Here is a 23,106-nt window from a genome sequence, read left to right as displayed (position 1 = left end):
ACCAATTACCCAGCTTTATCTCGAATTATTTTACAGGAACAGAAACCTCTAAAGAAAGACCTGCACGTAAAATATCTTTGTTTTTAGCAATATCCTCAATTTCAATTTTCACAGGAACTCTTTGAGTTACTTTTACGAAGTTACCTGAAGCGTTATCTGGTGGCAACAAAGATGCTTTAGCACCAGTTGACTCTGCAATTGAAATGATTTTTCCTTTTAATGGACGGTTTGGATACGCATCCAATACCAATTCTGTTTCGTCTCCTACTTTCAAACGAGAAATTTGATTCTCTTTAAAGTTAGCTACTACCCAAAATTGTTGGTCTTGCACTACTGTCATCAACGTTTGACCAGCTTGAATAAACTGACCAGCCTCTACAGTTTTCTTACCGATACGTCCTTCAGATGGAGCGTACACTTTAGCATAAGAAAGTTTTAATTCTTGCTGTGCAATTTTTACTTTTTTGACAGCCAAAGTTGCTTCAGCTTTATGCAAAGCCGCTGTCAAAATTCCCATTTTTGACTTGTTTGACGCGATGTCCTGTACAGCAGCATTATATTGAGCTACTAACACATCGTAGTTTGAACGAGAATCTTCTGCTTGTTTTTTAGTAATGGCATTGTCTGCTACCAAGGCATTGTCACGGTCAGCATCACGTTTTGCTTTGTCACGACGAATAGCGGTAGCTTTCAAGTTAGCATCCATCGCTACAAGGCTCATTTTTAAGTTTTGAATGTTTGCTTTAGCATTCTCCACGTCAGTTTCTGCTTGTAACAAATCTGCTTTCAATTCCTCTAAAGCTAATTTTCCCTCTTCTGAATCAATTTCAATCAGGAGTTGGTCTTTTTTAACCACATCATAATCTTTTACAGAAATTGATTTTACATAACCTGATGTACGAGGCAATACTGGTACAAAATAAGACTCAATCTGAGCATTATCTGTATCCTCATGCGTCTGAGAATATTGATATTCTCTATATCCCAAAAATCCACCTACTGCGACTACTGTTAATAGAATTAACTTTGGCAATTGCTTTTTCATTGAACTCTGATTTTCCATAATTTTTATAAACTTAAATAATCATTGTATTTGGTCTACTCGCTGTTTGCTTATAGAATCAATTCGTACAGATGGCCCCTCGAACTAATCTTTTTTACTGCTTCTTCAAATGGTAAGAGATGAATATGTATAAGAAAAATTCAATTTGTGTGTGAATTGATGATGCAAAGGTAAACTAAGTTTACTAAATTAGTCAAGTAAGTTGACAAATATTTTTTCATTTATTAACTTTGTATCAGATTCAACGAAAAAACAGTCAAAATTTCCTTGGATTATTCATCTTTTTGGTAAAAGATACTTAAAACTACTACTGCAATTGTCTGTAACAATTCGTAATTTTGAGCTTCTAAGCCCCAAGATGATATAAAATGATTTGTACCACAGAATAACCGAGGTATTGTTTTTGTACAAAACAGTACTCTTAAACAGTTATGACAGAAGAGGATGTAATAAAACTCAAACAGTTCCGTGACAGCAAGAATCGCTTGATGGGACGTCTCCTAAATCGCTCATATCGATATATGTCCACATTGGCCGTAAAATTTTTGAATGAGCGTGGCTATAATAATTTCCGTGTTGGTCAAATAGTGGCCCTAGTCAATATTGATGTAGAAGGAACTAGTGTAAATAAAATTGCGCAAAAGGCAGGCATGACCAAACAAGGCATGAGCAAACTCATCAAGGAATTGGCTGATGAAGGTTTTGTATATACTGAAAAAGACCCAAGCGACGCTCGTGCTTTAATTGTTAAACTCACAGACCTAGGCGTCAGATGTATTTTAGACTGGAAAGCATGTACAGAGTATATCGACCAAAACTTTGAGGAGGTGATCGGTGCAGAACAATTGAATATACTCAAGGATATTTTGAGGAATCTGGTTGATAAATATGAAGAAATGATAGAAACAGGTGAAGTGACTTGTGAGCCCATTCCGTTAGCTTTTATCAAGAAATAAATATCAGTTTTTTAGCCAATTAATATCATTGAAGGAACTGAGCTGATTCCTGAAATTGCATACCAAATAATAGAATATAGCATAAAAATTAAGGCAATTATTCCAATCTGTGTACCCGATTTGGGATATTATCTTTATTTTTGCCCTGCTATTTTCCTCCAAGGCACTAAAAACAAAAAAATGGAAAACAAAATTTTCAAAACCCTACGTGTAGTAAACACCCTTTTAATTGTAGTTGTAGTTTGCTTTATTTTTACTTTATTGGCGTTTGCGATGATGCCTAGCCAAGCCGAAACTGCGGCAGCTGGTGCTACTTCAGGAGCAGTCCCTGTAGCTGCGGCTCCAGCAGCACTTTCAGCAGAAGCGACAAAAGGTAAAGAAATTTTCACAAACAACTGTGCAGCTTGCCATGCTTCAACCGACGAGGTTGTAGTTGGTCCAGGATTGAAAGGAATCGAATCACGTAGAGATGCGGCTTGGGTTGAGAAATGGGTACAAAATCCACAAAAAGTGTTGGCTGGCGGTGACAAATACGCAAACGACCTTTTCAAGAAATTTAATGGTACTCAAATGACAGCTTTCCCTAATTTAGGCACTGAGGACATCAAAAACATTTTGGCATTCTTAAAAGAAAGTAACCCTTAAGAGCAAAATTACTTTAAACAAAAAGGCGAACTAATTGACAAAATTGGTTCGCCTTTTTGTTTGTTTAATGTAGTATATTAATAAATATCTTATCAACTTTACAAATTTCAATTTCTTTAAATTATATTGCCTAACAATAGATTTTCGCCACTAAAACCTATCATTTAATGTTTAAAGCACCATTCTCTTTCAAAGGTCGCATTCGTAGAACCGAATATTGCCTTTCGTTTATTATCTATATCCTAGGTCTTATGTCTTCCTTTATCACTTATGAAATCATTGATCTTGTAGGAATTAATATGGAAAAAATCATCCATACTTATATCCTTTTAGGATCTTTCTGGCTGAATTTGGCGCAGAGTGTAAAGCGTAGTCATGATAGAGGAAATAGCGGCTGGTTTATCATTATACCTTTTTACACGATTTGGTTGTTTTTTGCAAAAGGTAAGTCAGATACAAACAGGTATGGACCTAATCCTAAAAATAAATAACTATTACTACATAGAATCACTCAAAAGTGCCAATGCAAAATAAAATGGCATTAATATGCTTTAGGTTGTAAGCTGCAGGCATTAGACAAAAGGTTTATCTATTTCGAGAGAAATACTTTTTGACGTTTAGACTTGAGCTTAAAGCGGGTAAAATTATTTTAATGTTGCCCACTAACTTACTTCTCGATTCTCAAATAAAGTTTTATGTATCATATTTCTCCACTTAAAAACTCTTCTTCAAATGTTTAAAGATTGCTTTGGTTTCGAAGGACGTATTCGCCGACTCGAATATGGTCTAACATATATCATCGTCGTTGTTGGTATCAACCTAATTTTTGTATTTGGTGGTTTTCTAGGCAAGTTTTCTAATCTTTTTTTTATCATCACATTTATTCCTCTGGCAGTTTTCAGAGTGGCTCAAGCAACCAAGAGATGCCATGATTTGGGTAATTCTGGCTGGTTTCAGCTTATTCCATTTTACACTTTCTGGTTAATTTTTGCGGATGGGCAACTCACTAGGAATGAATATGGCTCAAATCCGAAAGCTATTAAGCAAATAGATATTAGTCAATTAGGAAAACATTTGGAAGATGACAATCACTAAACATGAGTCATCCCTAATTTAGGGATTATGTTAAAATTTCTATTCTAGTAGTAGAGACGCAATGATTGCGTCTTAAGCCAAGTTATATTTAGGATAGTAGCATCAAAAAAGCGGTTGGGAAATATTTCCTAACCGCTTTTTTGATGAAAATTTGGAGAATAACCCTAATCCTAAAATTCGAGATGACTCATATCTGTTAAATAAACGCGTAGTTAAAAAGTTTAAACAGCTTCATGCTTTAACCTAGAGAAGATTATCCTCTGCTAAATCATCAACATTCTCCAAATGGCAGATAAAAATACTGCTAAAATAGAAAATGGGGTTAGTACTTTCCACGTCAAATACATCAATTGGTCAACACGCAAGCGCGGGAATGTCCATCGAACCCACATTTGTACAAAAATGAGCATATAGGCTTTGGCTAACAGCCACACAAACCCCCAAATTGCTCCAGACCATGAACCTGGTTCCCCAGAAGTCCAATTCGCTAATTTGACAGAACCAATATTAGGAAAAGGCGAATTCCAGCCTCCTAAAAACAGGATAACAGCTAAAACGCTTACTAATAGCATCATGCCATATTCTGAAAGGAATATCAATGCCCATCGCATTCCTGAATATTCGGTGTGAAAACCACCAACTAATTCTGATTCAGCTTCGGGTAAATCAAAAGGTGCACGGTTACATTCTGCCAAAGAAGCAATAAAGAAAATGATAAACACGCCAAAGAAGAATGGAACTCTGAAAATATTCCATGTCAAAAACCCTCCTACTTCAGTTACATCAATTCCTAAAGACTTCAGACCAAAAAGATAATTATCATGACCTGAAAAAATACCTTGTTGTGTACTTATTTCTTGCAGGTTTAAGGTTTGAGAAACCATCACGACACACAAAACTGACAAGCCTAACGGAATTTCGTAAGACACAATTTGTGCAACTGAGCGCATAGCACCTAACAATGAATACTTATTGTTAGAAGACCAGCCAGCCATTAAAACCCCAATAATATCAATTGAGACAATTGCCAACAGATAAAATACGCCTATTTGTGCTTGTGAGCCTTGTAGGTATTCGCCTGGACCAAGCGGTATTACCGCGAAACCTGCAAATATTGCCACAAAAATCATACAAGGTGCTGCTAAAAACAGCCACTTATCCGCCAGTTTGGGTACAATATCTTCTTTTAACAAAAGTTTGACTAAGTCTGCAATCAGTTGAAGTGAACCGTATTTTCCTACAACCATAGGTCCCAAACGATCTTGCATAAAGGCAGAGACTTTGCGTTCGGTATATACGCCAATCACAACATTTGCTAATACTAAGCTCAAACAAATTAGTAATGCAACGAACATATCTTATTCTTTTAATATTTCGTCGTTGAGCAAAAAAGTATTCGATTTATCTCTATATACTCTTTTGCTCAAAAACATTATTATTCAGCAATTGCTTTTTCTAGCGCTTGTTGGAAATCTGCAATTAGATCTTCCACTGACTCTAAACCTACAGCAATACGTACCAATCCATCGGTGATTCCCACCTCAGCACGTTGTTCTGCACTTAACTTAGAGTGTGTAGTCGATGCTGGGTGTGTGATAATCGTGCGAGTATCTCCCAAGTTTGGTGAAATAGAAGCAATTTTCAAGTGTTTCGACATTTTGTTTACCACTTCAAAACCACCTTTTACATCCATCGTCATAATAGCACCACCCATTTTCATTTGTTTCTTCGCTAATTCATATTGTGGGTGCGAAGTCAAGAATGGATATTTTACCGAATTTAGTGCATCGTTTCCTTCCAAAGCAGAAGCCAACTTATGAGCATTTTCTGAATGCTTCTCCATACGAAGGTGAATCAACTCTAAGCTTTTTGATAAAATCCAAGCATTGAATGGCGACATAGATGGACCTGTATGACGAGCAAAGAAACGAATTTCTTTAATCAAGTCGGCACGACCACATACTACCCCACCCAAAACACGACCTTGTCCGTCAATATATTTCGTAGCTGAGTGAATTACTAAATCTGCACCCCAATCAGCAGGAGTTTGAATAACTGGCGTAGCAAAACAGTTATCGACAGCCAAAATCAAGTTATGTTTTGCTTTCAACTGAGCGATTGCTTCAAGATCGATCAAATCCAAACCAGGGTTTGAAGGACTTTCACAAAACAAAAACTTGGTATTAGGTTGAATAGCATTTTCCCACTCTTCAATATTATGTCCATCTACGTATGTACAAGTGATACCCCATTTTGTAGTGATTTTGCTCAAAATCTGAATCGCGGAACCAAACAGCGCTTTTGATGCTACCACGTGGTCGCCTTGCTGTAATAATGCTGCCATAGCTGCAAAGTTGGCAGCCATACCCGAAGCAAAAGCAAGTCCATCTTCCGTGTTTTCGAGCATACACATTTTCTCTACAAACTCATCCACGTTGGGATTCATATATCGAGAATAAATATTTCCTTCCATTTCTTCTGCAAAAATGGCTCTTCCTTGCTCGACATCTTCAAAAGTAAAACTTGAAGTAAGGTACAATGGCACTGAATGTTCACGATTGTGTGAGCGTTCTGCCTGAATTCTGATGGCTTTAGTTTGTTTCTTCATCTTGGCCCTCCATTTTCTACCAAAATCATCGGTCAATTTTGGTAATTTGATTTCGTTTTTGATTAACAAAGGTTTTTTCAAACCTACGCTTTTTATAAATCTAAAGCGATTTTTATCTCTGTTTCTTCGACTTCCTCTTATAATACTCGATAAAATCAATATACTAAATTGGGTATTTCTTTAAAACAAAAGAATCTGACCCCTAAGTTACGCCCAAAAGCTCGAATGGCGAGCAAAAATCGTCTCTTTTTCAAAAAGAAGCGACATTTTTCGATTTTATAATTCTGAATTCTTATTTTTAGGAAGTGGTATATAAATGTTGATCTTGTGATTGAGTTATCAGCATCCCACTTTTCACCGCCATTTTGGCTAAACTACCTTTATTAACAAACATGAAAAAAACGCTACAGACCATCGCCGCTATTGCGATTTTCAGTACGGCTTCACTTGCCCAACGCACACTTCTTCACTGCGGTACATTTATCGATGTTACCAAGGGAAATACCCAAAGTCAGGTTACTGTCATAGTCGAAGGCAAAAGAGTCACAGGAGTACAAACAGGCTATCTGGCTCCTAAAGGTACCGACAAAGTCATTGATTTAAAGTCAAAAACCGTTATGCCTGGCCTAACAGATATGCACGTGCACATTGAGGGCGAAACCAGTAAAGATCAGCTGGTAAAACGTTATCAATTTAATCAAGCAGATGTAGCTTTTGAAGCAGCTCGTAATGCCAAGACTACGCTCATGGCTGGATTTACCTCAGTGCGTGACTTGGGCGGTTCGGGTGTGAATATCGCACTTCGCAATGCGATCAGTAAAGGTATTGCTGTAGGTCCTCGTATTTATACGGCTGGCAGAACTATTGCTACCACAGGAGGACATGGCGATCCGACCAATGCCTTGAGCGAAAACTACACTCCAGATCCACACATGGTTACAGGAGTTATCAATGGCGCTGAGGAGGCACGTCAGGCAGTTCGTCAGCGTTACAAAGATGGTTCTGATTGTATCAAAATCACGGCAACTGGTGGTGTTTTGAGTATTGCTAAAAATGGGAAAGCTCCACAGTTTCAAGAAGACGAGTTAGAGGCAATTATCAAAACAGCTAAAGACTATGGGTTTCATGTGGCAGCTCACGCACATGGTGCTGAAGGAATCAAGCGTGCGGCTAAAGCAGGCGTAACAACGATCGAGCATGGTACTTTTATGGATGACGAAGCCATTGACATCATGAAACAAAAAGGTACTTACTTAGTGGCTACAATCTTAGCTGGTAAAACTGTTGCCGATTCTGCTAAAGTCCCTGGCTATTATCATCCTCTGGTTGTTCCAAAAGCTTTGGAAACAGGTCCACTTATCCAGAATATGTTTGGAAAAGCTTACAAAGCAGGTGTAAAAATTGCTTTTGGTACCGACTCTGGTGTGTCATTGCATGGATTAAATGCCTACGAATTTCAATATATGGTAGAGGCTGGTATGCCAGCAATCGAAGCCATTCAAGCGGCCACCGTAACGCCTGCTAAGATTTTAGGTGTTGAAAAAGATCTTGGGTCAATTGAAGCGGGTAAATTTGCTGATATTATTGCTACCGATGGTAATCCTTTACAAGACATTACTCAAATGCGTAAAGTAAGCTTCGTGATGAAAGATGGTGTTGTTTATAAGCAGTAGGGGTTGCATTATTCGTTAGGCATAGAATCTGCTATTCAGCGGCTCTTTTTGAACAAAATTTCCAATCGGGTGCGACTTAAGTCGCGCCCGATTGGAAATTAAACGTTTTAGTGTACAAAATGACTCATGTTTTTCTCCTACCCCAATCGCTCCAACGCTTTTTGAATCAAGGCTAACCCTTTTTCGCTGTAAGACAATTGTAAGGCAAAACTATGACCGTGAGCATCCATCTTCAACAATGATTTTCTGATAATCTCAATCATTTTTTCTTCATCATGTTTTTGAAAAAATGCTTCGTATTGAAACTCCAAGAAAACTAAACAAAGTGCATTTTCGATGGTTTGAACATCGGCATCCTGTTTAATTTTTTGTTTAGTAATTATTTGCTTTACTCTTTCTATTACAGATTCATTATATCCAACTTGCTCCAATATCTTAGCGGCTGTTTCGGCATGAAACTTTCCTAAATCCTTTCTCCATGTCAAATATCCTACTTTCCCATCAGGATAAGTATTGCGAGGAATACTCCAACGTCCAATATGTTGACTTCTCGATGCTAATTGTAGCTCTTCACTTGCTTGAGGATCTAGTTTCAGAACCCATTCCGAACATTTCAATGCCATAAAATATTCTTGTGGATAGATTTCTCCATTCCATTCAAATGAATTGGGGTCTTGTTTGTTATAATCATCGAACTTTTCGAAAGCTTGAGTAATTTTTTCCATATATTTAGAATAGTGTTTGATACCTGTTCATTTATTTTTGATTCTATCCAAAGCTACAGCACATCATCCACACTAGCAACCAATCATCCCGATTTTGCTTGTTAGTTCAAGATTAAACCTGTTAAATTTCGAACAAATAAACCAAAACATGATTTAAAATGTGGTCTGACTTACTACAAATCCTATTTAACCATGAAAAAAAGTCCTCCACCGACCCTAACCCTCAAGACCCAAACGTTTTGTTGGCGCTGGCCGAAAAAGAACTCATTAAAGCGATTGCTGATGCCGAACAAGTAAAACGTGTTGCCCAAAATAATTATCATAGTCTTCTCGCCAAAGCGGAGGAACTTCAAGGGCAAGCCAATCAAATGTATCAGGCTGCGCAAAAATCGTTACAAACTGGCAACGAGGAACAGGCTCAACAATGGTTACGCAAAAAATCACTCGTCGATGAACGTATTAGTGAGTATAAAACATTGTTGGCTCAAGCTCAACAATTACTTCATCAACTTGAAGCGCAGCATCAGGATTTACAATTTCGCCTAGAGTCTACTCGGCTAAAAGGTCAGATGCTGATTGCCAAAGTTGAAGCGGCCAAGACTCAAAAGCTAGTGGATGGAGTACAAAATTCCGAGAATTCATCTGCATTCGAGCAAATTTCAGTTTTGGAACAGCAGTTTCAAATCAAAGAAGATGAGCGAAGCATGCGAGAGGAATTACAGCAAAATGATACGATAATAAAAAAGGCATTTGAAGAAATTGCCTTTCAACAAAGTATTGAAAAAGATTGGGAAAAACTCAAATCGGAAAAAGATTTGAAATTAAATGATAAACAAGCTAAAAAAATAGAGGACTTTTTTAGCAAAACAAAAGAAAACCCAACTGAGAAACCTCAAAGCGATAAACAGAAAAAAATTGACGATTTCTTTAAATAGACAAGATTTTATACCATTTCAAAAATTAGGTAGCTCTAGTCTGAAACCTGTTTACTATTTTAAAACACTTAAACTCAAAACAAAATGGCAATCAATCTCAAAAAAGGCGGTTCAATCAACCTATCAAAATCAATGACGAAGCTCAACAAACTGATGATTGGGCTTGGCTGGGAATATGCATCTATCCCTGTAGACCTCGACGCCTCAGTGTTCATTCTGGGTGCTAATGGCAAACTCTTATCTGATGAGTATTTTATTTTTTACAACAATCTAAAAGCTCCTGACGGCTCAGTGCAACATACGGGTGACAATCGTACTGGTAGCGATAATGATGACGATGAGGTTATTTTAGCAAACCTAGATAATATCCACCCCAACGCCACCGAAATCTGTATTTGTGTAACAATACACCAAGCACTACTCCGTAATCACACCTTCGGAATGTTGCGTGATGCCTACATACGTATAGTGGATATGGATACCAAGGCGGAGGTAGTAAATTATGATTTGGATAGTTCACATAATTCAGAAAATTCCCTAGTTTTTGCAAGAATCAAAAAATCAGGCAATGAATGGTATTTCTATGCAGATTCTCAAGGTTCAACCTCCGAATTGCAAGCACTAGTTGATATGTTCGTTTAATAGAAAAACACCTTAATTTCATGATAAATCTGACCAAAAACAGCCGTATTTCTTTAGAGAAAAACGGTACTCAACTCAAAGAAATTAGTATCGGACTAGACTGGGGAAGTATTCAACATTCATTCTTGTTTGGGCTTTTGAAAGATTCTACTGCCGTTGATTTAGATGGGTCTGTTTCGCTTTTTGACAGTGACAAAAAAGAAATTGAAACCGTATATTTTCACAATCTAAAATCCAGAGATGGAGCTATCAAGCATAGCGGTGACGATAGAGTTGGTGATAGCAGCGCCGACAACAAGGATAACGAAATTATTTATATCAATCTTGAGCAAATAAATCCTAAAGTCACATCGATTTTCATTTATTTAAACTCCTACAAACAACAAGATTTTGCATCAATTCCTTATGCCAAAATCAAAATTGTAGAAGGGAAAAACCATAATCCACAACAGACTTTTGCTACTTACAATATTGCCTCAGACGATACTTATAGTGGATATGTCTCTATGATTATGGGTAAAATCGAAAAACTCAATCACAACTGGACTTTTACTGCCTTGGGAGATCCAATTAAAGCGAAGAATATTAAAGAGACTGTCATGTTGATTCAAGACAGATATATGTAGATTGTCAGAGTGCTTTTAATTGCCATTGCTGGAGTTTTCTTCAGCAAATTAGCGTCAGCAACAAACCGACTTATTTATCTCCTCGATACCTGATTTGTTGCTGACGCTTGTTTCATTGGAAAAAACTCCAATGAAGGCGAAAGAAAACATCTTCTGTATTGTCATTGCTGGAGTTTTATCCAGCGAATTGGCGTCAGCAACATATCAAACTAGTTATGCTCCCTAAATTTGACGTAACTTATTATTCATTGGTTATTCTATGATAAAATCTGCTGGCAAAGACACAGAAAGTCCTTCATTAGCCCAAAAACCTGTAAGAATCATACCATTTGGTTTTATTAGCCAACCTCCTTTTGAAAAAGTCAGAGTATTATGGGGAAGAATTACCATCGCATTTTTATAAGGATAATCTGAAAAGATTGGATTTTCCTCCTCTCTATCCATCAAAAAAACTAATAACTGTTTATTGGTAAAAAGAATATGTTCATCTGTCCTTTTATCATGAAAATAAAAGTCCGAGAGCTTACACGGAATAATATTTTTCTTAATAATTTCCTCATAAACAAAGGTATTAAAAGTATATGTCTTCTCTTTAAAATTAGTTTGAAATACCTCAAACTTATCTTTTTTAAGTCTATTGTTGGCAAGAGAAACCAAAAAATTCCGAAACGACCTTTTGAATGCGATTTTTCTATTTTTGTTCCAAATAAATTCTTGTTCAGCATCTTTAGGCACTAACTTCTCGAAAAATTGATCAATAATGGATTCTGATTCGCTACCATTACACTTAAAATATGACATTTGTATTGTTATTTTATAACCCAAAGCATCATTTTGAACATAAAAAGGTTCAACAGCAGAAGCAAATAAATTCTTATTATCATCATATTGAAGCCTTATTACATCTGGGTTCAATATCTTGCATTCTCTAGCAAAATCTGATTGTCCCAACAATGCTGTCTGAAATAACTGCCATTTTCTTTTGAAATCTTTAGGTTGTTTTGCTGTTATAGTAACTTCTGGGATGGCTATTGACTTTAGAGAAAATGTAAAATTTTGCTCTGTGCCTAATTGCTGAGTAATATTTTCTCTCAAGCCTTGAAAACCCACAAAGGAAACCACCAGTTCTATATTGGGAATTGTATTTGGAATTTGTAGTTTGAAACTACCATTTGAATCAGTTGTAGTCCTAAAAGAAGTGTTGTTGGCAAAAACATTAGCAAATTCAACAGGCTTTTGTTTTTCGTCGATTACTTTACCAGTGATTTCCCAAAATAATTTTTGAGAAAAAGAACTCTGAATATTTAACAGATAGATGAAGAGTAGTAATTTTTTCATAAAAATAAGTTTGTTAATCTAACTAAAAATGAGAACTAGACAATAGGCTCCAAACATAATATTAAACCATTTAAATTCAGACAATTACAGATTATAATTACATTATAATCTAGCAAAACCGATATTTTTATAAATAGAAGTAGTTTTAACTTTTTGCCGTTAATGCAGTTGCTGGAGTTTTCTCCAGCAAATAGGCGTCAGCAACTTATCAACGTACTTATATCCTATAAACTTGGCTCGTTGCTGACGCTAGTCTCTTTGGAGATAATTCCAAAGAGGGCTAAATCTTATTTAGGTAAGACAAACACCTTCCTCATAGTGGAAATGGTCAACTGATGCACAACTAAATTGTCCAATGTATTTGGGGCTTTTTTGATATTCCTTTTTGATATCGAAATATTTTTTTTCAATTGCCCAATCATACAATAGCATATCAATTGGGTATAAACTTAGTATACCTGTCAAAGAATAGCGTTTAATAACTTCCTCAGCTTTTTCCTTACTTTCAAATATTCCTGCTGGAAAATTCGCCCCTTCTCCCATAAAAACATAGACTTGGTTTTTCATTCTTTATATATTAATGTACTGATGAAATTACAGCTTTTAATTACTCTATTGGAAATTTCTCCAGCAAATTGGCGTGAGCAACCCATAAGCGTACTTATATCCTCTAAACTTGGTTAGTGACGCATTAAGCTCATTGAAGATAGCTTTACCTAGGGCAAATATGGCATGTAATGGATTTATATTTCAAAAAAATCAATTATTCTTTTTGATACAATAAAGCAAATATTTACATTTACATCTATAAATAATCTAAAAACTATCCAATTATAATGAATACTAGAAGAGATTTTCTGAAAACTTCAGGTGGTGCTTTAGCCGCAAGCTTATTACCTTGGAATAATTTGTTTGCGCAGGCAGGTCTGGTTAACAAAGTCGGAATTCAATTATTTTCTCTCCCAAAAATGCTCGATAAAGACTTTGCAGGTACAATGCAATTCTTATCTAAAATGGGCTACAAAGAAATTGAGCTATTTGGACCTTATCCATTTAGTGCCGAAGCTGCCCGTGAAAGTTGGAGTAAAGTAACACCGATGCTTGGGTTTAGCGGAAGTGGTTATTTCGGAAAATCAGCTAAAGAAGTAAAGCAAATTCTTCAAGATAATGGTTTAAAAACTCCTTCAGCACATACTGATTTAGCAACGCTTCTAAATAATATGCCACAACTTGGAGAAGCTGGACGCACTTTGGGTTTTGAATACGTGGTATTGCCTGCCATTCCTGAAGACCGTCGTAAAAACTTGGATGACTACAAAAGAATTATCGACGATTTTAATAAAATTGGTGAAAATGCAAAGAAAGAAGGCTTAAAGTTTGGTTACCATAACCATGGATACGGGTTAAGTAAAATGGATGGAATTGTTCCATTAGAGCTGATCATGGAAAAAACGGATCCAAATTTGGTTTTCTTTGAAATGGATATTTATTGGACAACCGCTGGTGGACTTGACCCAATTGCATTATTGGATAAATACAAAAATCGCTATCACATGCTCCATTTGAAGGATATGAAGGAGAAAAAACGCTTCTCAGGTGATGGTAATAGCTCTAACCAATGGTTTGAATTATTCCCATATATGACATCTGCTGGTGATGGTGTTTTGGGTGTGAAAGAGATTGTTGAAAAAGCTAAGCAAGTGGGTGTAAAACACTATTTTGTAGAGCAAGATTTAGTAGCTAATCCAGATGTGGCTTTAAAGAAAAGTATCGATTTTATTAAGTCGGTTTAAAAATATTGACCTGAACATTACTATCCACTATTAATTCGTATGAAGGGAGACTACAACGGTCTCCCTTTTTTGTTTTCAAAGGTGACTATTCCAAGCAATTACGTCCGAAAGTCAAATTATTCACTTAAACCTCACTTATTACCATGGACGTTAGTTTCTCAAATCTCAAAGACCAAATCTTTCTTGCTATTACACAGTATGGTGGAAAAATTTTATTAGCACTTATCGTTTTTATTATTGGTCGTAAAATTATCACAAAAGCCTCTCAGCTTTTAGGCTCCAAAATGACCAAAAGTAATTTTGACAAAGATGTCCAGCCATTTCTAATCTCTCTCGTTTCGGTTGGTTTAAACATCATGTTACTGCTAAGTTGTGCAGGTATTTTAGGTATTCAAACCACTTCTTTTGTTGCTGTACTAGGAGCAGCTGGCTTGGCTGTTGGATTAGCATTACAGGGGAGTTTATCAAACTTTGCTGGTGGTGTATTAATCCTCATTTTCAAACCTTACAAAGTTGGTGACCTGATTAGTGCACAAGGATTCACAGGAACGGTAGAATCGGTACAAATATTCAATACTATTTTGGTAACGCCAGACAACAAAACATTGATTTTACCCAACGGATCATTAGCCACATCTGCAATCACCAATATTAGTGGCAAAGGAACAATACGTGTAGATATGGTTTTTGCCGTGGGAAATCAAAATTCGTTAGAATCAGTCAAAAAAGCATTTACAAATGCGGTGAAACTATGTCCTACTGCTTTACAAAACATTGAACACGATATTTTGCTCAACTCAATGACCAAAAATGCGTTAAAATTTGATGTGAGAGTTTGGACGAACTCTGAAAATTACTGGGCAACTTATTATGGTGTTACAGAATTGGTATATGAACACTTGAAAAAAGAAGGTATTGAAGCACCTAAAATTCATTTAAACTTGCATCAATTATCATAGAACGAATCTTTTTTGAGTTTAAGAAAAAGGTTACTTTTAACACTTTTCACAAAAAAGGCTATCGAAAACAATTTTCGATAGCCTTTTTTGATGCTTAGATGCAGGATGATAAATCCGTAGACGCAAAGCATTGAGTCTCTACGATGGATACCTTATATTTTCTTACTCAATACATGAAAGTATAATTTCACAAGCAGTTCTAATTTGTTCCTCTGTGATGATTAAAGGTGGAGCAATTCGCATCGAATTATCACAAAACAAAAACCAATCTGTCAATAAACCTTTTTCAATCGCTCGGTCGATAATCCCCTTTAGTTCATCAAAATCAGCAAATTCTACTGCCATCATCAAGCCTTGATTACGGACTTCTTTGATTTTGGGATGCACTAACAATGAACGAAATAGAGCTGCCTTTTCAGGAACTGACTCATACAGTTTCTCTCCTCTAATCAAATTAATTGTTGCCAGCGATGCTGCCGCCGACACAGGATGTCCGCCGAAAGTAGTAATATGCCCCAAAATCGGATTATCCTTAAATACACTCATTACTTTCTGATTCGCAATAAATGCTCCGATAGGCATACCTCCGCCCATTCCTTTGGCACTGGTAATTACATCTGGATAGACACCAAATTGCTCAAAAGCCCAAAAGCTTCCTGTGCGACCAAAACCAGTTTGTATTTCGTCAATAATTAAAAGTGCTCCTACCTCATCACATTTTTTTCGTAATGCCTGAAAATACGCTATGGTTGGCACTCTTACCCCTGCTTCTCCACCAATGATTTCGATAATAACGGCGGCAGTTTGCTCGGTGACTTGCTCTATATCAGCCATATTCCCATGCGTGATATTTTTAGTCATTGGCAATAGAGGTCTAAAATTTCGTTTGAAATTTTCACTGCCTGATAGCGACAATGCACCCTGTGTAGCGCCATGGTAAGCGTTATAGCAAGATACAAACTCTGTTCTTTGTGTGTATCGTTTTGCCAACTTCATTGCTCCTTCGATGGCTTCAGTGCCAGAGTTGGTAAAATATACATTGTCCAACACAGGTCTATCTCCTGCGCTTGGGGTTAGCGAATCTACCAAAGCTTTGGCTAATTGCACCTGTGGACTTTGTACAAATTCTCCATAAACCATCAAGTGCATATATTTGTCGACTTGGTCTTTTATCGCCTCAACGACTTTGGGGTGACGATGCCCCACATTGGATACCCCAATACCCGAAATCAAATCTAGATAAGACTTTCCTTCTGTGTCATATAAATAAACCCCTTCGGCACGCTCGATCTCCAAGGCTAATGGAAAATCTGAGGTTTGGGCTACGTTTTTCAAAAATAACTCACGCTGCGTAATCAAAACCGTAATGTTTAATATGTGATGAAGCCACAAAATTACGAGATTTTGTGGCTTCATTTCTTATTTTTCCATAAAACAAACTGTTCCCCCCACCCAATCAAAGTCTTTATTGAACCTCACCCCTATCATTTCACCTCTGGACAAACGAGCAAGGTTGGTCAATAAGGTTGGTTTGGGAGCTCCTTGTTCCCAGCCATACAATAGACGAATTTCAGCTTTTACTTTGCTTCCGTCCGTGGTTTCGATGACTGGTAAATATTTGACTTTCCTTTGTAAAATATACTCAGCAGGATTTTCAACTTCCTGTAAGTCGGATTCGGTAATATTGATTTTCACGCCACTTCCTGCAAAAGAAAATAATGGTTTTAACACATAATTTTCTAAATCTTTCGGAAAATCTCCTTGAAAATCAGATAGATAATGGCTTTCGGGGATATATTGATGATTGAATAATGGCAAAATGTATTTACTAATCCTGAAAAACCAATTGGGATGTCCAACCCATTCTACGTCTACATCGTCTGTAAAATTAAATGCCGTTTGAAGCCCAGGATAATTAGCCAAATCATCAAATATCAATCGATTATAAATACGATTGATTGGGACAAGCTCTCCTGAATCTTCGTAAAAGAGTAATTTTCCCTTCTTAATAATCTTGGTAATGCATATTGCCTTTACCCCCAATAATTCCTCAGTGACTTTAAAATCAATTCTCGTTTTTTGTGTTTCGGGATAAATTTCCAGCAAAATAACATTTTCAGGTTTTTCTTCTCCGACAATTAAATTTCTTAAAAACTCCACATATTTTGGTCGAGTCAAATCATTAAACAGAAAATCAAAGTTATCAGGAATAGGATATTGATTTTGAAACTGTTTTGAAAGAAAATATTGAAAAGCAAATAACGAAGGAAAGCCTTGCAATTCAATCAATTGAGGCTCAATTTCTCCCTTCTCATTTTCACAAATGGCAAAATCTATCGCCAAAAAGGAAGAATTCAAGTTTTCACGAGGCACATTTTGCCCGTAAGGAATAGCCTTATTTGTTTTTTCCTTAAAATCTGTTGAAGTTAATACAGAAATGATATGCTCACAGGCATCTAGCAATTGATTTTTAAAAGATTTTGGCACAAAAACAGGAGTTTCCGCCACTCGAAAATCTAATTGTTGAGGATATTCACGGTGAATCGATGCAAGGAATTGCTGATAGGTATCAGAAGAAAATTGAGCATTAAAGTTTTGTCGAGAAGCTTTATGCATATTTTTCAATCGGACGGCCCTATCCGAGGGTATTTATCGTGAACAGATAGGGCCATCCGTTGTTAATTCTGTGAAGTAGTTTTGAAAATTGCTGAGGTAGCAGTTTTCAAAAAATTAGGTAAAATCACGGCTTCTGTCAACAAAATCTTGTCTGGGTCGGCCAATTGTTCTACCATACTATTATATTTTGCCAAACCATGCGATTTGACCACGGCCTGTCGCTTATCTTCTTTTTGTAAATAACGCAACATCCCTTCGCCATCGGCTTCTGGGTGAAACTGCGTCCCGAATACCTCTTTAGAAAAACGAATGGCCATAATAGCACGTTCCAAATTTACATGCGGACGTTCCTTTTCTAACCGTAAAATAGTCACACCCAAATCCTTAATGCGCTTTTTGTTGGGACGAACCAATTGATAATCTCTAGAGTCGACCACATAAAAAGGTTCTGGCAATCCATCAAAAAATGGTTCTGAACCAGCCTCAGTCGTACGATGTACAGGAAAAACTCCAAAGGAAGTACTTCTACGTTTAGAAACCATTCCTATACCCAAATGACGAGAGACCAATTGAAAAGAATGGCAAATCAAAAACATATATTTAGGTTTTTGAATACCTGCGATGACTTCTTCACCACGATTATAGGCAAAAATGGAATCTATAAAAGTAAAATATGGAGCTTCCCAAGACTCGCCAGATTCGAGAGGACTCCCTGGACCGCCTGTAGAGATATAAATATCATAACTCAGGTCTGGCAATGCCATTTCGGCACGAACGTTATAAATATTGTATTGTAAAGGAATATGAGATTCCTCCTCAAAGTTTTTGATCAAATTTAGGATACAACGCATACCTTCATTGGCTACGTTGTCGTACATATCGAGAATGGCTATTCGGAGACTATTATGATTCATCTGAAACAAAGTTGATGGAAATGCTTTGGGATTATTAGTGGAAGCACTTGTCTTTAGAAACTAGCTTTTATTACCTAAAGTGCTTAATTACTTAATATTAGAATGTAAAATTAGCCATTTTAAGTCATTTTTCGGGCTAAAATTTTACATTTCCCTAATCTTTATTTCTCAAAAACTTTATTTAATTTTTATTTCAAATAGTCAGAATATTCAGCCAAGAAATATTATTTTGTATTTCTTAAATCTTAAAAAACACCTAGCTTAGTTTCTTCAACGATATAGTCCACTACCTTTTTCAAATCTCCTCCTGATTGCTCAAAAACGGCCAATTGGCGATCTGCACCAGTGCCATTATCCAAAATTGTACGAATATATTCTACTTCATGACGACTTCCTAGTTCGTCTAACACATCGTCTACAAAATCGAGTAGTTCATCACAAAGATTGCGATAGGGAACTTCCTCTTGCTTGCCGAAATCAATCAATTTCCCCTGAATACCATAACGTGCAGCACGCCATTTATTTTCGTTGATCAATACTTTTCGGTAGCTTCTAAAATTGAGATTTTGTTTCAACAATTTATAAATTTTGGCTACCAAAGCCTGCATCAAAGCCGCCAAACATATTGTTTCGTCAGCACGCATAGGAATATCACAAATACGAAATTCAATGGTATTGAAGTAAGGATGTAAGCGAATATCCCACCAGATTTTTTTACCATCGTCAATACAATTTGTTTTTACCAACAAATTGACATAATCATCATATTCGCTTGCAGAGGCAAAAAACTCAGGGATACCTGTACGAGGGAATTTGTCAAAAACCTTTGAACGATAGGATTTGAACCCTGTGTTACGACCACACCAAAAAGGAGAATTGGTAGATAAGGCATATATATGGGGCAAGAAATAACGAACAGCATTAAGTATTTCTAGACCTTGATTTCGGTTTTCGATACCGACATGGACATGTAGACCGAAAATTAAATTTCCTCTTGCTACGTCACGCATTTCATCGATGAGAGCATCATAACGTGGATTGTCCGTAATAAGTTGGTCTTGCCAGTCAGCAAATGGGTGAGTTCCTGCGGCTGCTACTTTTAGATTTTGGGCATCAGCCAGCTCAATGATATGTTTGCGAAGATAAATTACCTCATCACGAGCTTGTTGGATATTGTAACAGATATTCGTACCAACCTCCACTACTGCCTGATGCATTTCGGCTTTTACTCTTTCTTGTAAACTGATTTTCCCCCCTTCTACAATTTTGGACATGTGCGAACGCAAATCTCTCGTTTCAGGGTCTATTGTTTGAAATTCTTCTTCAATTCCTAGGGTAAATAATGACATAGTTATTTGCGGTTGGGTGGTTTGATTGAGAACTATGTTGTTTCCAAACACAGTTCTCAATAAGGTCTATTTTTCCATCATTTTATCGCGTGCTACGCCTGCTACGGAGCTACGAACAAATGTTCCCCAAGTAAGATTATCTTTTCCTGGCTTATGCTTTTTGGCACGGTCAATAGCAAACTTCGCAGAGGTTTCGACCACCCATTCAAAGTTTTCTTGACCGACTGAATTAACATCTGCATCTGGCGCAGGGTTGCAGAAGTCAATCGCATAAGGAATACCATCGCGCACAGCAAACTCAACTGTGTTGAAATCATAGCCGAGAGCATGGTTTAGCGCCAACACATAGTCTTTGACGGTAGCTAAAAGTTTCTTAGCAGCTGGTCCCGTTGGCAGCTGAGCATCATAACGCAAATGATGAGGATTTCTTGGTTCGTAAGGCATGATACGTACATCTTTGCCACCGATACAGTAACAACGGAAATAATCCGTAAAGAGAATTTCTTCTTGTAATAGCATCACCAATTGCCCTGTTTCGTCATAAGCATTAAATAGCTCATCGGCGTCACGTACTTTGTACACGTTTTTCCAACCACCACCAGAGTGAGGTTTCATATAAGCCGGGAAACCAATATAATCGAAGATATCGCCCCAAGGCATAGGAAATTTCAAGTTTCTAAAAGAGGTATCAGAAGTATCGTCTGGGCGAACTTTTGAGGGTAAAATCACAGTTTTAGGTACAGGTACACCAATATTTACTGCCAACGCATTATTAAAAAACTTTTCATCAGCACTCCACCAAAAAGGATTATTGATTACGGCTGTTCCTGCCATGGCGGTATTTTTCAACATCGCTCTATAATAGGGTACGTCTTGTGAAATACGGTCGATAATTACATCATATCCAGAAGATTCTCCTTGAACTACTTTATCAATCAAGGCTCTTTCAGCGACAATTCCCTTTGGCGCAATCTGATTCACGCGCTCTACAAATGCTTCAGGAAAAGTATTCTCCATTCCATGTAAAATACCGATTTTCTTCATAGTTTTATTCGTAAGTTTTTTGTTGAGTGAACTTTATAAAATTTCTTTTAAGTTTATTTTTCGTTAAATCCTTGACAGATATTCTGGAAACATTTCTCTCCAAATTGGCCAATCGTGCGTTCCATGCCAGCGCACATCTAACCAATGATCAATATGTTTGCTTTTCAGTATTCCTGAAAGCCTCTCCGTTTCTGGTCTACAAAAATCCGCGTTACAAGTACCTAGTATGATATTCATTTGCCACAAATCTGCATTATTCAAATTTGGCAAATAATCTGGCGGGTTATTAAAATATACCTGATCATTGTAAAAACCATTGAGGAAGGAACGAATATCAAAAGCAGCTCCCATGGTAAAGAGATGAGAAACCTTGTCGGGATGTCTAAAGGCAAAATTTGCGGCATGAAAACCGCCAAAGCTACAGCCTGCAACTGCCACCTTTGCTACGCCACATTCTCGCTGAATGGCAGGAATCAGCTCTTCGTTTAGGTATTGATCATAATAGATATGGTTTTGGATACGCTCTGAAGGGTGAAGGTGTTTGGCATACCAAGAGTATTTGTCTATACTATCAGGACAATAGATTTTGACTTTCCCATCATTAATCAAACCTTTGGCAGCGTCAATGAGCTTGAAATCTTTGGCCTCGTAATAACGCCCCATGGTAGTTGGAAACACAATCACTGGATATCCCCAGTGTCCATAAATTAAGATTTCGTTGTCAGCCCCCAAATGATGCGAGTAGTATTTGATGTATCTTTCCTGCATAAGGTTAATGGTTTTTGAAGTGTTTGGGCTATTCGAGGTAAAGGTCAAAAATTGTATTTCAAAGGAAAAACGGTGCTTTTGACTCTCTCAAACTTGCATTCCTTGGAGGATTTTCTCTTAAAAATAGGCATTGTTTTTTATTTTCAAAATTTTTCAAAATAATTAACTCATTAATTTATTGTTTATCCGAAGAATCCTCCAAGGATTCTGTATTTTTCAGGAAAATCTCAAATTTCGTTCCCCAATACAAGGTTATTGGCAAAATTTGTACTTTACCAATGTTTAGGGTGAATCATTCTTGAGTTATACAAATTCAGGCGAACATTCTCGAAGAAAAGCTTCTATTTTCAATCAACAAACTCTATTTTTATGAAACTGACTTTAACCTTGTTAGGACAATTACTCTTTTTTTCATTAAGCTACTCACAAAAAAATATTAAACCAGTGCAGCAAACCACATATAAAAACGATAGTATTTATTCACAATATCTTCAAAGAACTGTCACCTTATCTATCATTATTCCTACGCAACACCAGCAAAAATTATCATTGCTTTTGGTCAACGATGGGCAAGACTTTCCAGCGCTTGGTATGCAGGCTAGTGTAGAGTCTATTTTAGGCGATAATCATATTCTTCCTTTTCTGACGGTGGGTATTCATTGTAATCATGAAAGAATTTTAGAATATGGTACAGCTGCACAGGCAGACTACAAAAATCGAGGAACAAAAGCTGGACTTTACACGCTTTTTGTCATTAACGAACTCATCCCTTATTTAGAGCACCATTATTCCTTAAAGAGAGAACCTGAAGCTCGAGTGCTCGCAGGATTTTCTTTAGGAGGTTTATCAGCATTTGATATTGTTTGGCATCATGCCAGTGTATTCTCAAAAGTCGGAGTGTTTTCTGGTGCTTTGTGGTGGAGACAAAGAGAGGAAGGATATACCGACGAACACGATCGAATTATTCATAAATTGGTGCGTGCAGGATTGTATAAGGCTGGATTGAAATTCTGGTTTGAAGCAGGAACCAATGACGAAAAAGACGACAGAAATAATAATGGCATCATCGACGCCATCGATGACACCTTAGATTTGATGAAAGAGCTTCATCAAAAGGGATATAATGCAAATGCTGACACCCATTATCACCAAGTTGAAGGTGGCGAACATAATCCTCAAACCTGGGGAAAGGTTATGCCAGTGTTCTTAAAATGGGCATTTGAGAAGCCATAGATACTTTTTCTTAATTTTTGTTAACAATAAAACACTATATCCTATAACTGACTATCTTGCCAACGAGTCCAGAGTTCCCTATTTTTCTCTATAAACTCAACCTCAATCCTACTCTTCTCAATCG

At 36.9% G+C, this 23,106-nt stretch carries 23 protein-coding genes; 11 read left to right on the top strand and 12 right to left on the bottom strand.

The features are described 5' to 3' along the window. Nucleotides 1-25 precede the first annotated feature (25 nt). Nucleotides 26-1,045, bottom strand: coding sequence for an HlyD family secretion protein (locus tag GVN22_RS05910; RefSeq protein WP_205690798.1), 1,020 nt, complete (start codon nt 1,043-1,045; stop codon nt 26-28). Nucleotides 1,046-1,494: 449 nt separating this feature from the next. Between GVN22_RS05910 and GVN22_RS05905 the strand changes: the two genes are divergently transcribed. From GVN22_RS05905 to GVN22_RS05890, 4 genes are all read left to right on the top strand, one after another. Next, nucleotides 1,495-2,019, top strand: coding sequence for a MarR family winged helix-turn-helix transcriptional regulator (locus tag GVN22_RS05905; RefSeq protein WP_166550124.1), 525 nt, complete (start codon nt 1,495-1,497; stop codon nt 2,017-2,019). A 180-nt stretch (nt 2,020-2,199) separates the two neighbouring features. Further along, nucleotides 2,200-2,664, top strand: a complete 465-nt coding sequence (locus tag GVN22_RS05900; RefSeq protein WP_166550123.1) for a cytochrome c — start codon at nt 2,200-2,202, stop codon at nt 2,662-2,664. 167 nt (nt 2,665-2,831) lie between these two features. After that, a complete protein-coding gene (locus GVN22_RS05895; RefSeq protein WP_166550122.1) occupies nt 2,832-3,155 on the top strand; it encodes a DUF805 domain-containing protein in 324 nt (107 codons plus the stop codon). A gap of 241 nt (nt 3,156-3,396) precedes the next feature. Then, entirely contained in the window at nt 3,397-3,759 is a 363-nt protein-coding gene (locus tag GVN22_RS05890; protein ID WP_166550121.1) for a DUF805 domain-containing protein, read from the top strand. A gap of 263 nt (nt 3,760-4,022) precedes the next feature. Here GVN22_RS05890 and nuoH read toward each other — a convergent pair whose 3' ends face one another. Together nuoH and GVN22_RS05880 are read right to left on the bottom strand one after the other, a co-directional pair. After that, a complete protein-coding gene (gene nuoH, locus GVN22_RS05885) occupies nt 4,023-5,114 on the bottom strand; it encodes an NADH-quinone oxidoreductase subunit NuoH (protein WP_166550120.1) in 1,092 nt (363 codons plus the stop codon). An 80-nt stretch (nt 5,115-5,194) separates the two neighbouring features. Continuing rightward, nucleotides 5,195-6,367 carry a PLP-dependent aspartate aminotransferase family protein gene (locus GVN22_RS05880; protein WP_166550119.1) on the bottom strand — a complete coding sequence of 391 codons (1,173 nt, stop codon included), beginning with the start codon at nt 6,365-6,367 and terminating at the stop codon, nt 5,195-5,197. A 392-nt stretch (nt 6,368-6,759) separates the two neighbouring features. Between GVN22_RS05880 and GVN22_RS05875 the strand changes: the two genes are divergently transcribed. Then, nucleotides 6,760-8,040, top strand: coding sequence for an amidohydrolase family protein (locus GVN22_RS05875; RefSeq protein ID WP_166550118.1), 1,281 nt, complete (start codon nt 6,760-6,762; stop codon nt 8,038-8,040). A gap of 137 nt (nt 8,041-8,177) precedes the next feature. Here the strand turns inward: GVN22_RS05875 and GVN22_RS05870 are convergent, their stop codons facing one another. After that, complete coding sequence (locus GVN22_RS05870; RefSeq protein WP_166550117.1) at nt 8,178-8,765, bottom strand: DUF4202 domain-containing protein; 588 nt, start codon at nt 8,763-8,765, stop codon at nt 8,178-8,180. Nucleotides 8,766-8,923: 158 nt separating this feature from the next. Here GVN22_RS05870 and GVN22_RS05865 point away from each other — a divergent pair, with 158 nt between their 5' ends. The 3 genes from GVN22_RS05865 (at nt 8,924) to GVN22_RS05855 (ending at nt 10,968) form a co-directional block, all read left to right on the top strand. Continuing rightward, entirely contained in the window at nt 8,924-9,700 is a 777-nt protein-coding gene (locus tag GVN22_RS05865) for a PspA/IM30 family protein (protein WP_166550116.1), read from the top strand. Between the two features lie 84 nt (nt 9,701-9,784). Next, nucleotides 9,785-10,342 (top strand): TerD family protein, encoded by a 558-nt coding sequence (locus GVN22_RS05860; protein WP_166550115.1) that lies wholly within the window; start codon nt 9,785-9,787, stop codon nt 10,340-10,342. A gap of 20 nt (nt 10,343-10,362) precedes the next feature. Continuing rightward, nucleotides 10,363-10,968, top strand: a complete 606-nt coding sequence (locus GVN22_RS05855) for a TerD family protein (protein WP_166550114.1) — start codon at nt 10,363-10,365, stop codon at nt 10,966-10,968. Between the two features lie 252 nt (nt 10,969-11,220). On the opposite strand, the gene GVN22_RS05850 is transcribed toward GVN22_RS05855, so the two are convergent. Continuing rightward, nucleotides 11,221-12,306, bottom strand: a complete 1,086-nt coding sequence (locus GVN22_RS05850; protein WP_166550113.1) for a carboxypeptidase-like regulatory domain-containing protein — start codon at nt 12,304-12,306, stop codon at nt 11,221-11,223. A 291-nt stretch (nt 12,307-12,597) separates the two neighbouring features. Next, nucleotides 12,598-12,873 (bottom strand): hypothetical protein, encoded by a 276-nt coding sequence (locus tag GVN22_RS05845; RefSeq protein ID WP_166550112.1) that lies wholly within the window; start codon nt 12,871-12,873, stop codon nt 12,598-12,600. A 269-nt stretch (nt 12,874-13,142) separates the two neighbouring features. On the opposite strand from GVN22_RS05845, the gene GVN22_RS05840 reads away from it, so the two are divergent. Then, nucleotides 13,143-14,099 (top strand): TIM barrel protein, encoded by a 957-nt coding sequence (locus GVN22_RS05840; protein WP_205690805.1) that lies wholly within the window; start codon nt 13,143-13,145, stop codon nt 14,097-14,099. A gap of 143 nt (nt 14,100-14,242) precedes the next feature. After that, nucleotides 14,243-15,058 carry a mechanosensitive ion channel family protein gene (locus GVN22_RS05835; RefSeq protein ID WP_166550111.1) on the top strand — a complete coding sequence of 272 codons (816 nt, stop codon included), beginning with the start codon at nt 14,243-14,245 and terminating at the stop codon, nt 15,056-15,058. Nucleotides 15,059-15,220: 162 nt separating this feature from the next. Here the strand turns inward: GVN22_RS05835 and GVN22_RS05830 are convergent, their stop codons facing one another. The 6 genes from GVN22_RS05830 to GVN22_RS05805 form a co-directional block, all read right to left on the bottom strand. Next, nucleotides 15,221-16,474, bottom strand: coding sequence for an aspartate aminotransferase family protein (locus GVN22_RS05830; protein ID WP_166550110.1), 1,254 nt, complete (start codon nt 16,472-16,474; stop codon nt 15,221-15,223). Nucleotides 16,475-16,477: 3 nt separating this feature from the next. After that, nucleotides 16,478-17,674: a hypothetical protein gene (locus tag GVN22_RS05825; RefSeq protein ID WP_166550109.1), complete on the bottom strand. Its 1,197-nt coding sequence runs from the start codon at nt 17,672-17,674 to the stop codon at nt 16,478-16,480. A gap of 62 nt (nt 17,675-17,736) precedes the next feature. Continuing rightward, nucleotides 17,737-18,588 carry a type 1 glutamine amidotransferase gene (locus tag GVN22_RS05820; protein WP_166550108.1) on the bottom strand — a complete coding sequence of 284 codons (852 nt, stop codon included), beginning with the start codon at nt 18,586-18,588 and terminating at the stop codon, nt 17,737-17,739. A gap of 245 nt (nt 18,589-18,833) precedes the next feature. Beyond that, entirely contained in the window at nt 18,834-19,937 is a 1,104-nt protein-coding gene (locus GVN22_RS05815) for a carboxylate-amine ligase (protein WP_166550107.1), read from the bottom strand. A gap of 66 nt (nt 19,938-20,003) precedes the next feature. Continuing rightward, complete coding sequence (locus GVN22_RS05810; protein ID WP_166550106.1) at nt 20,004-20,981, bottom strand: RimK family alpha-L-glutamate ligase; 978 nt, start codon at nt 20,979-20,981, stop codon at nt 20,004-20,006. 63 nt (nt 20,982-21,044) lie between these two features. Next, nucleotides 21,045-21,749: an esterase family protein gene (locus GVN22_RS05805; protein ID WP_166550105.1), complete on the bottom strand. Its 705-nt coding sequence runs from the start codon at nt 21,747-21,749 to the stop codon at nt 21,045-21,047. A gap of 369 nt (nt 21,750-22,118) precedes the next feature. Here GVN22_RS05805 and GVN22_RS05800 point away from each other — a divergent pair, with 369 nt between their 5' ends. Continuing rightward, entirely contained in the window at nt 22,119-22,982 is an 864-nt protein-coding gene (locus tag GVN22_RS05800) for an esterase family protein (RefSeq protein ID WP_166550104.1), read from the top strand. Nucleotides 22,983-23,106: the final 124 nt, after the last annotated feature.

The organism is Cellulophaga sp. BC115SP (assembly GCF_009905545.1).
Taxonomy (GTDB): domain Bacteria; phylum Bacteroidota; class Bacteroidia; order Cytophagales; family Spirosomataceae; genus Flectobacillus; species Flectobacillus rivi.
This window is presented reverse-complemented; position numbering and strand designations above follow the sequence as displayed.

Coding starts and splice junctions, on each gene's coding strand:
- GVN22_RS05910 (WP_205690798.1), bottom strand. CDS start 1,045: ATGAAAAAGCAATTGCCAAAGTTAATTCTATTAACAGTAGTCGCAGTA.
- GVN22_RS05905 (WP_166550124.1), top strand. CDS start 1,495: ATGACAGAAGAGGATGTAATAAAACTCAAACAGTTCCGTGACAGCAAG.
- GVN22_RS05900 (WP_166550123.1), top strand. CDS start 2,200: ATGGAAAACAAAATTTTCAAAACCCTACGTGTAGTAAACACCCTTTTA.
- GVN22_RS05895 (WP_166550122.1), top strand. CDS start 2,832: ATGTTTAAAGCACCATTCTCTTTCAAAGGTCGCATTCGTAGAACCGAA.
- GVN22_RS05890 (WP_166550121.1), top strand. CDS start 3,397: ATGTTTAAAGATTGCTTTGGTTTCGAAGGACGTATTCGCCGACTCGAA.
- nuoH (WP_166550120.1), bottom strand. CDS start 5,114: ATGTTCGTTGCATTACTAATTTGTTTGAGCTTAGTATTAGCAAATGTT.
- GVN22_RS05880 (WP_166550119.1), bottom strand. CDS start 6,367: ATGAAGAAACAAACTAAAGCCATCAGAATTCAGGCAGAACGCTCACAC.
- GVN22_RS05875 (WP_166550118.1), top strand. CDS start 6,760: ATGAAAAAAACGCTACAGACCATCGCCGCTATTGCGATTTTCAGTACG.
- GVN22_RS05870 (WP_166550117.1), bottom strand. CDS start 8,765: ATGGAAAAAATTACTCAAGCTTTCGAAAAGTTCGATGATTATAACAAA.
- GVN22_RS05865 (WP_166550116.1), top strand. CDS start 8,924: ATGTGGTCTGACTTACTACAAATCCTATTTAACCATGAAAAAAAGTCC.
- GVN22_RS05860 (WP_166550115.1), top strand. CDS start 9,785: ATGGCAATCAATCTCAAAAAAGGCGGTTCAATCAACCTATCAAAATCA.
- GVN22_RS05855 (WP_166550114.1), top strand. CDS start 10,363: ATGATAAATCTGACCAAAAACAGCCGTATTTCTTTAGAGAAAAACGGT.
- GVN22_RS05850 (WP_166550113.1), bottom strand. CDS start 12,306: ATGAAAAAATTACTACTCTTCATCTATCTGTTAAATATTCAGAGTTCT.
- GVN22_RS05845 (WP_166550112.1), bottom strand. CDS start 12,873: ATGAAAAACCAAGTCTATGTTTTTATGGGAGAAGGGGCGAATTTTCCA.
- GVN22_RS05840 (WP_205690805.1), top strand. CDS start 13,143: ATGAATACTAGAAGAGATTTTCTGAAAACTTCAGGTGGTGCTTTAGCC.
- GVN22_RS05835 (WP_166550111.1), top strand. CDS start 14,243: ATGGACGTTAGTTTCTCAAATCTCAAAGACCAAATCTTTCTTGCTATT.
- GVN22_RS05830 (WP_166550110.1), bottom strand. CDS start 16,474: ATGAAGCCACAAAATCTCGTAATTTTGTGGCTTCATCACATATTAAAC.
- GVN22_RS05825 (WP_166550109.1), bottom strand. CDS start 17,674: ATGCATAAAGCTTCTCGACAAAACTTTAATGCTCAATTTTCTTCTGAT.
- GVN22_RS05820 (WP_166550108.1), bottom strand. CDS start 18,588: ATGAATCATAATAGTCTCCGAATAGCCATTCTCGATATGTACGACAAC.
- GVN22_RS05815 (WP_166550107.1), bottom strand. CDS start 19,937: ATGTCATTATTTACCCTAGGAATTGAAGAAGAATTTCAAACAATAGAC.
- GVN22_RS05810 (WP_166550106.1), bottom strand. CDS start 20,981: ATGAAGAAAATCGGTATTTTACATGGAATGGAGAATACTTTTCCTGAA.
- GVN22_RS05805 (WP_166550105.1), bottom strand. CDS start 21,749: ATGCAGGAAAGATACATCAAATACTACTCGCATCATTTGGGGGCTGAC.
- GVN22_RS05800 (WP_166550104.1), top strand. CDS start 22,119: ATGAAACTGACTTTAACCTTGTTAGGACAATTACTCTTTTTTTCATTA.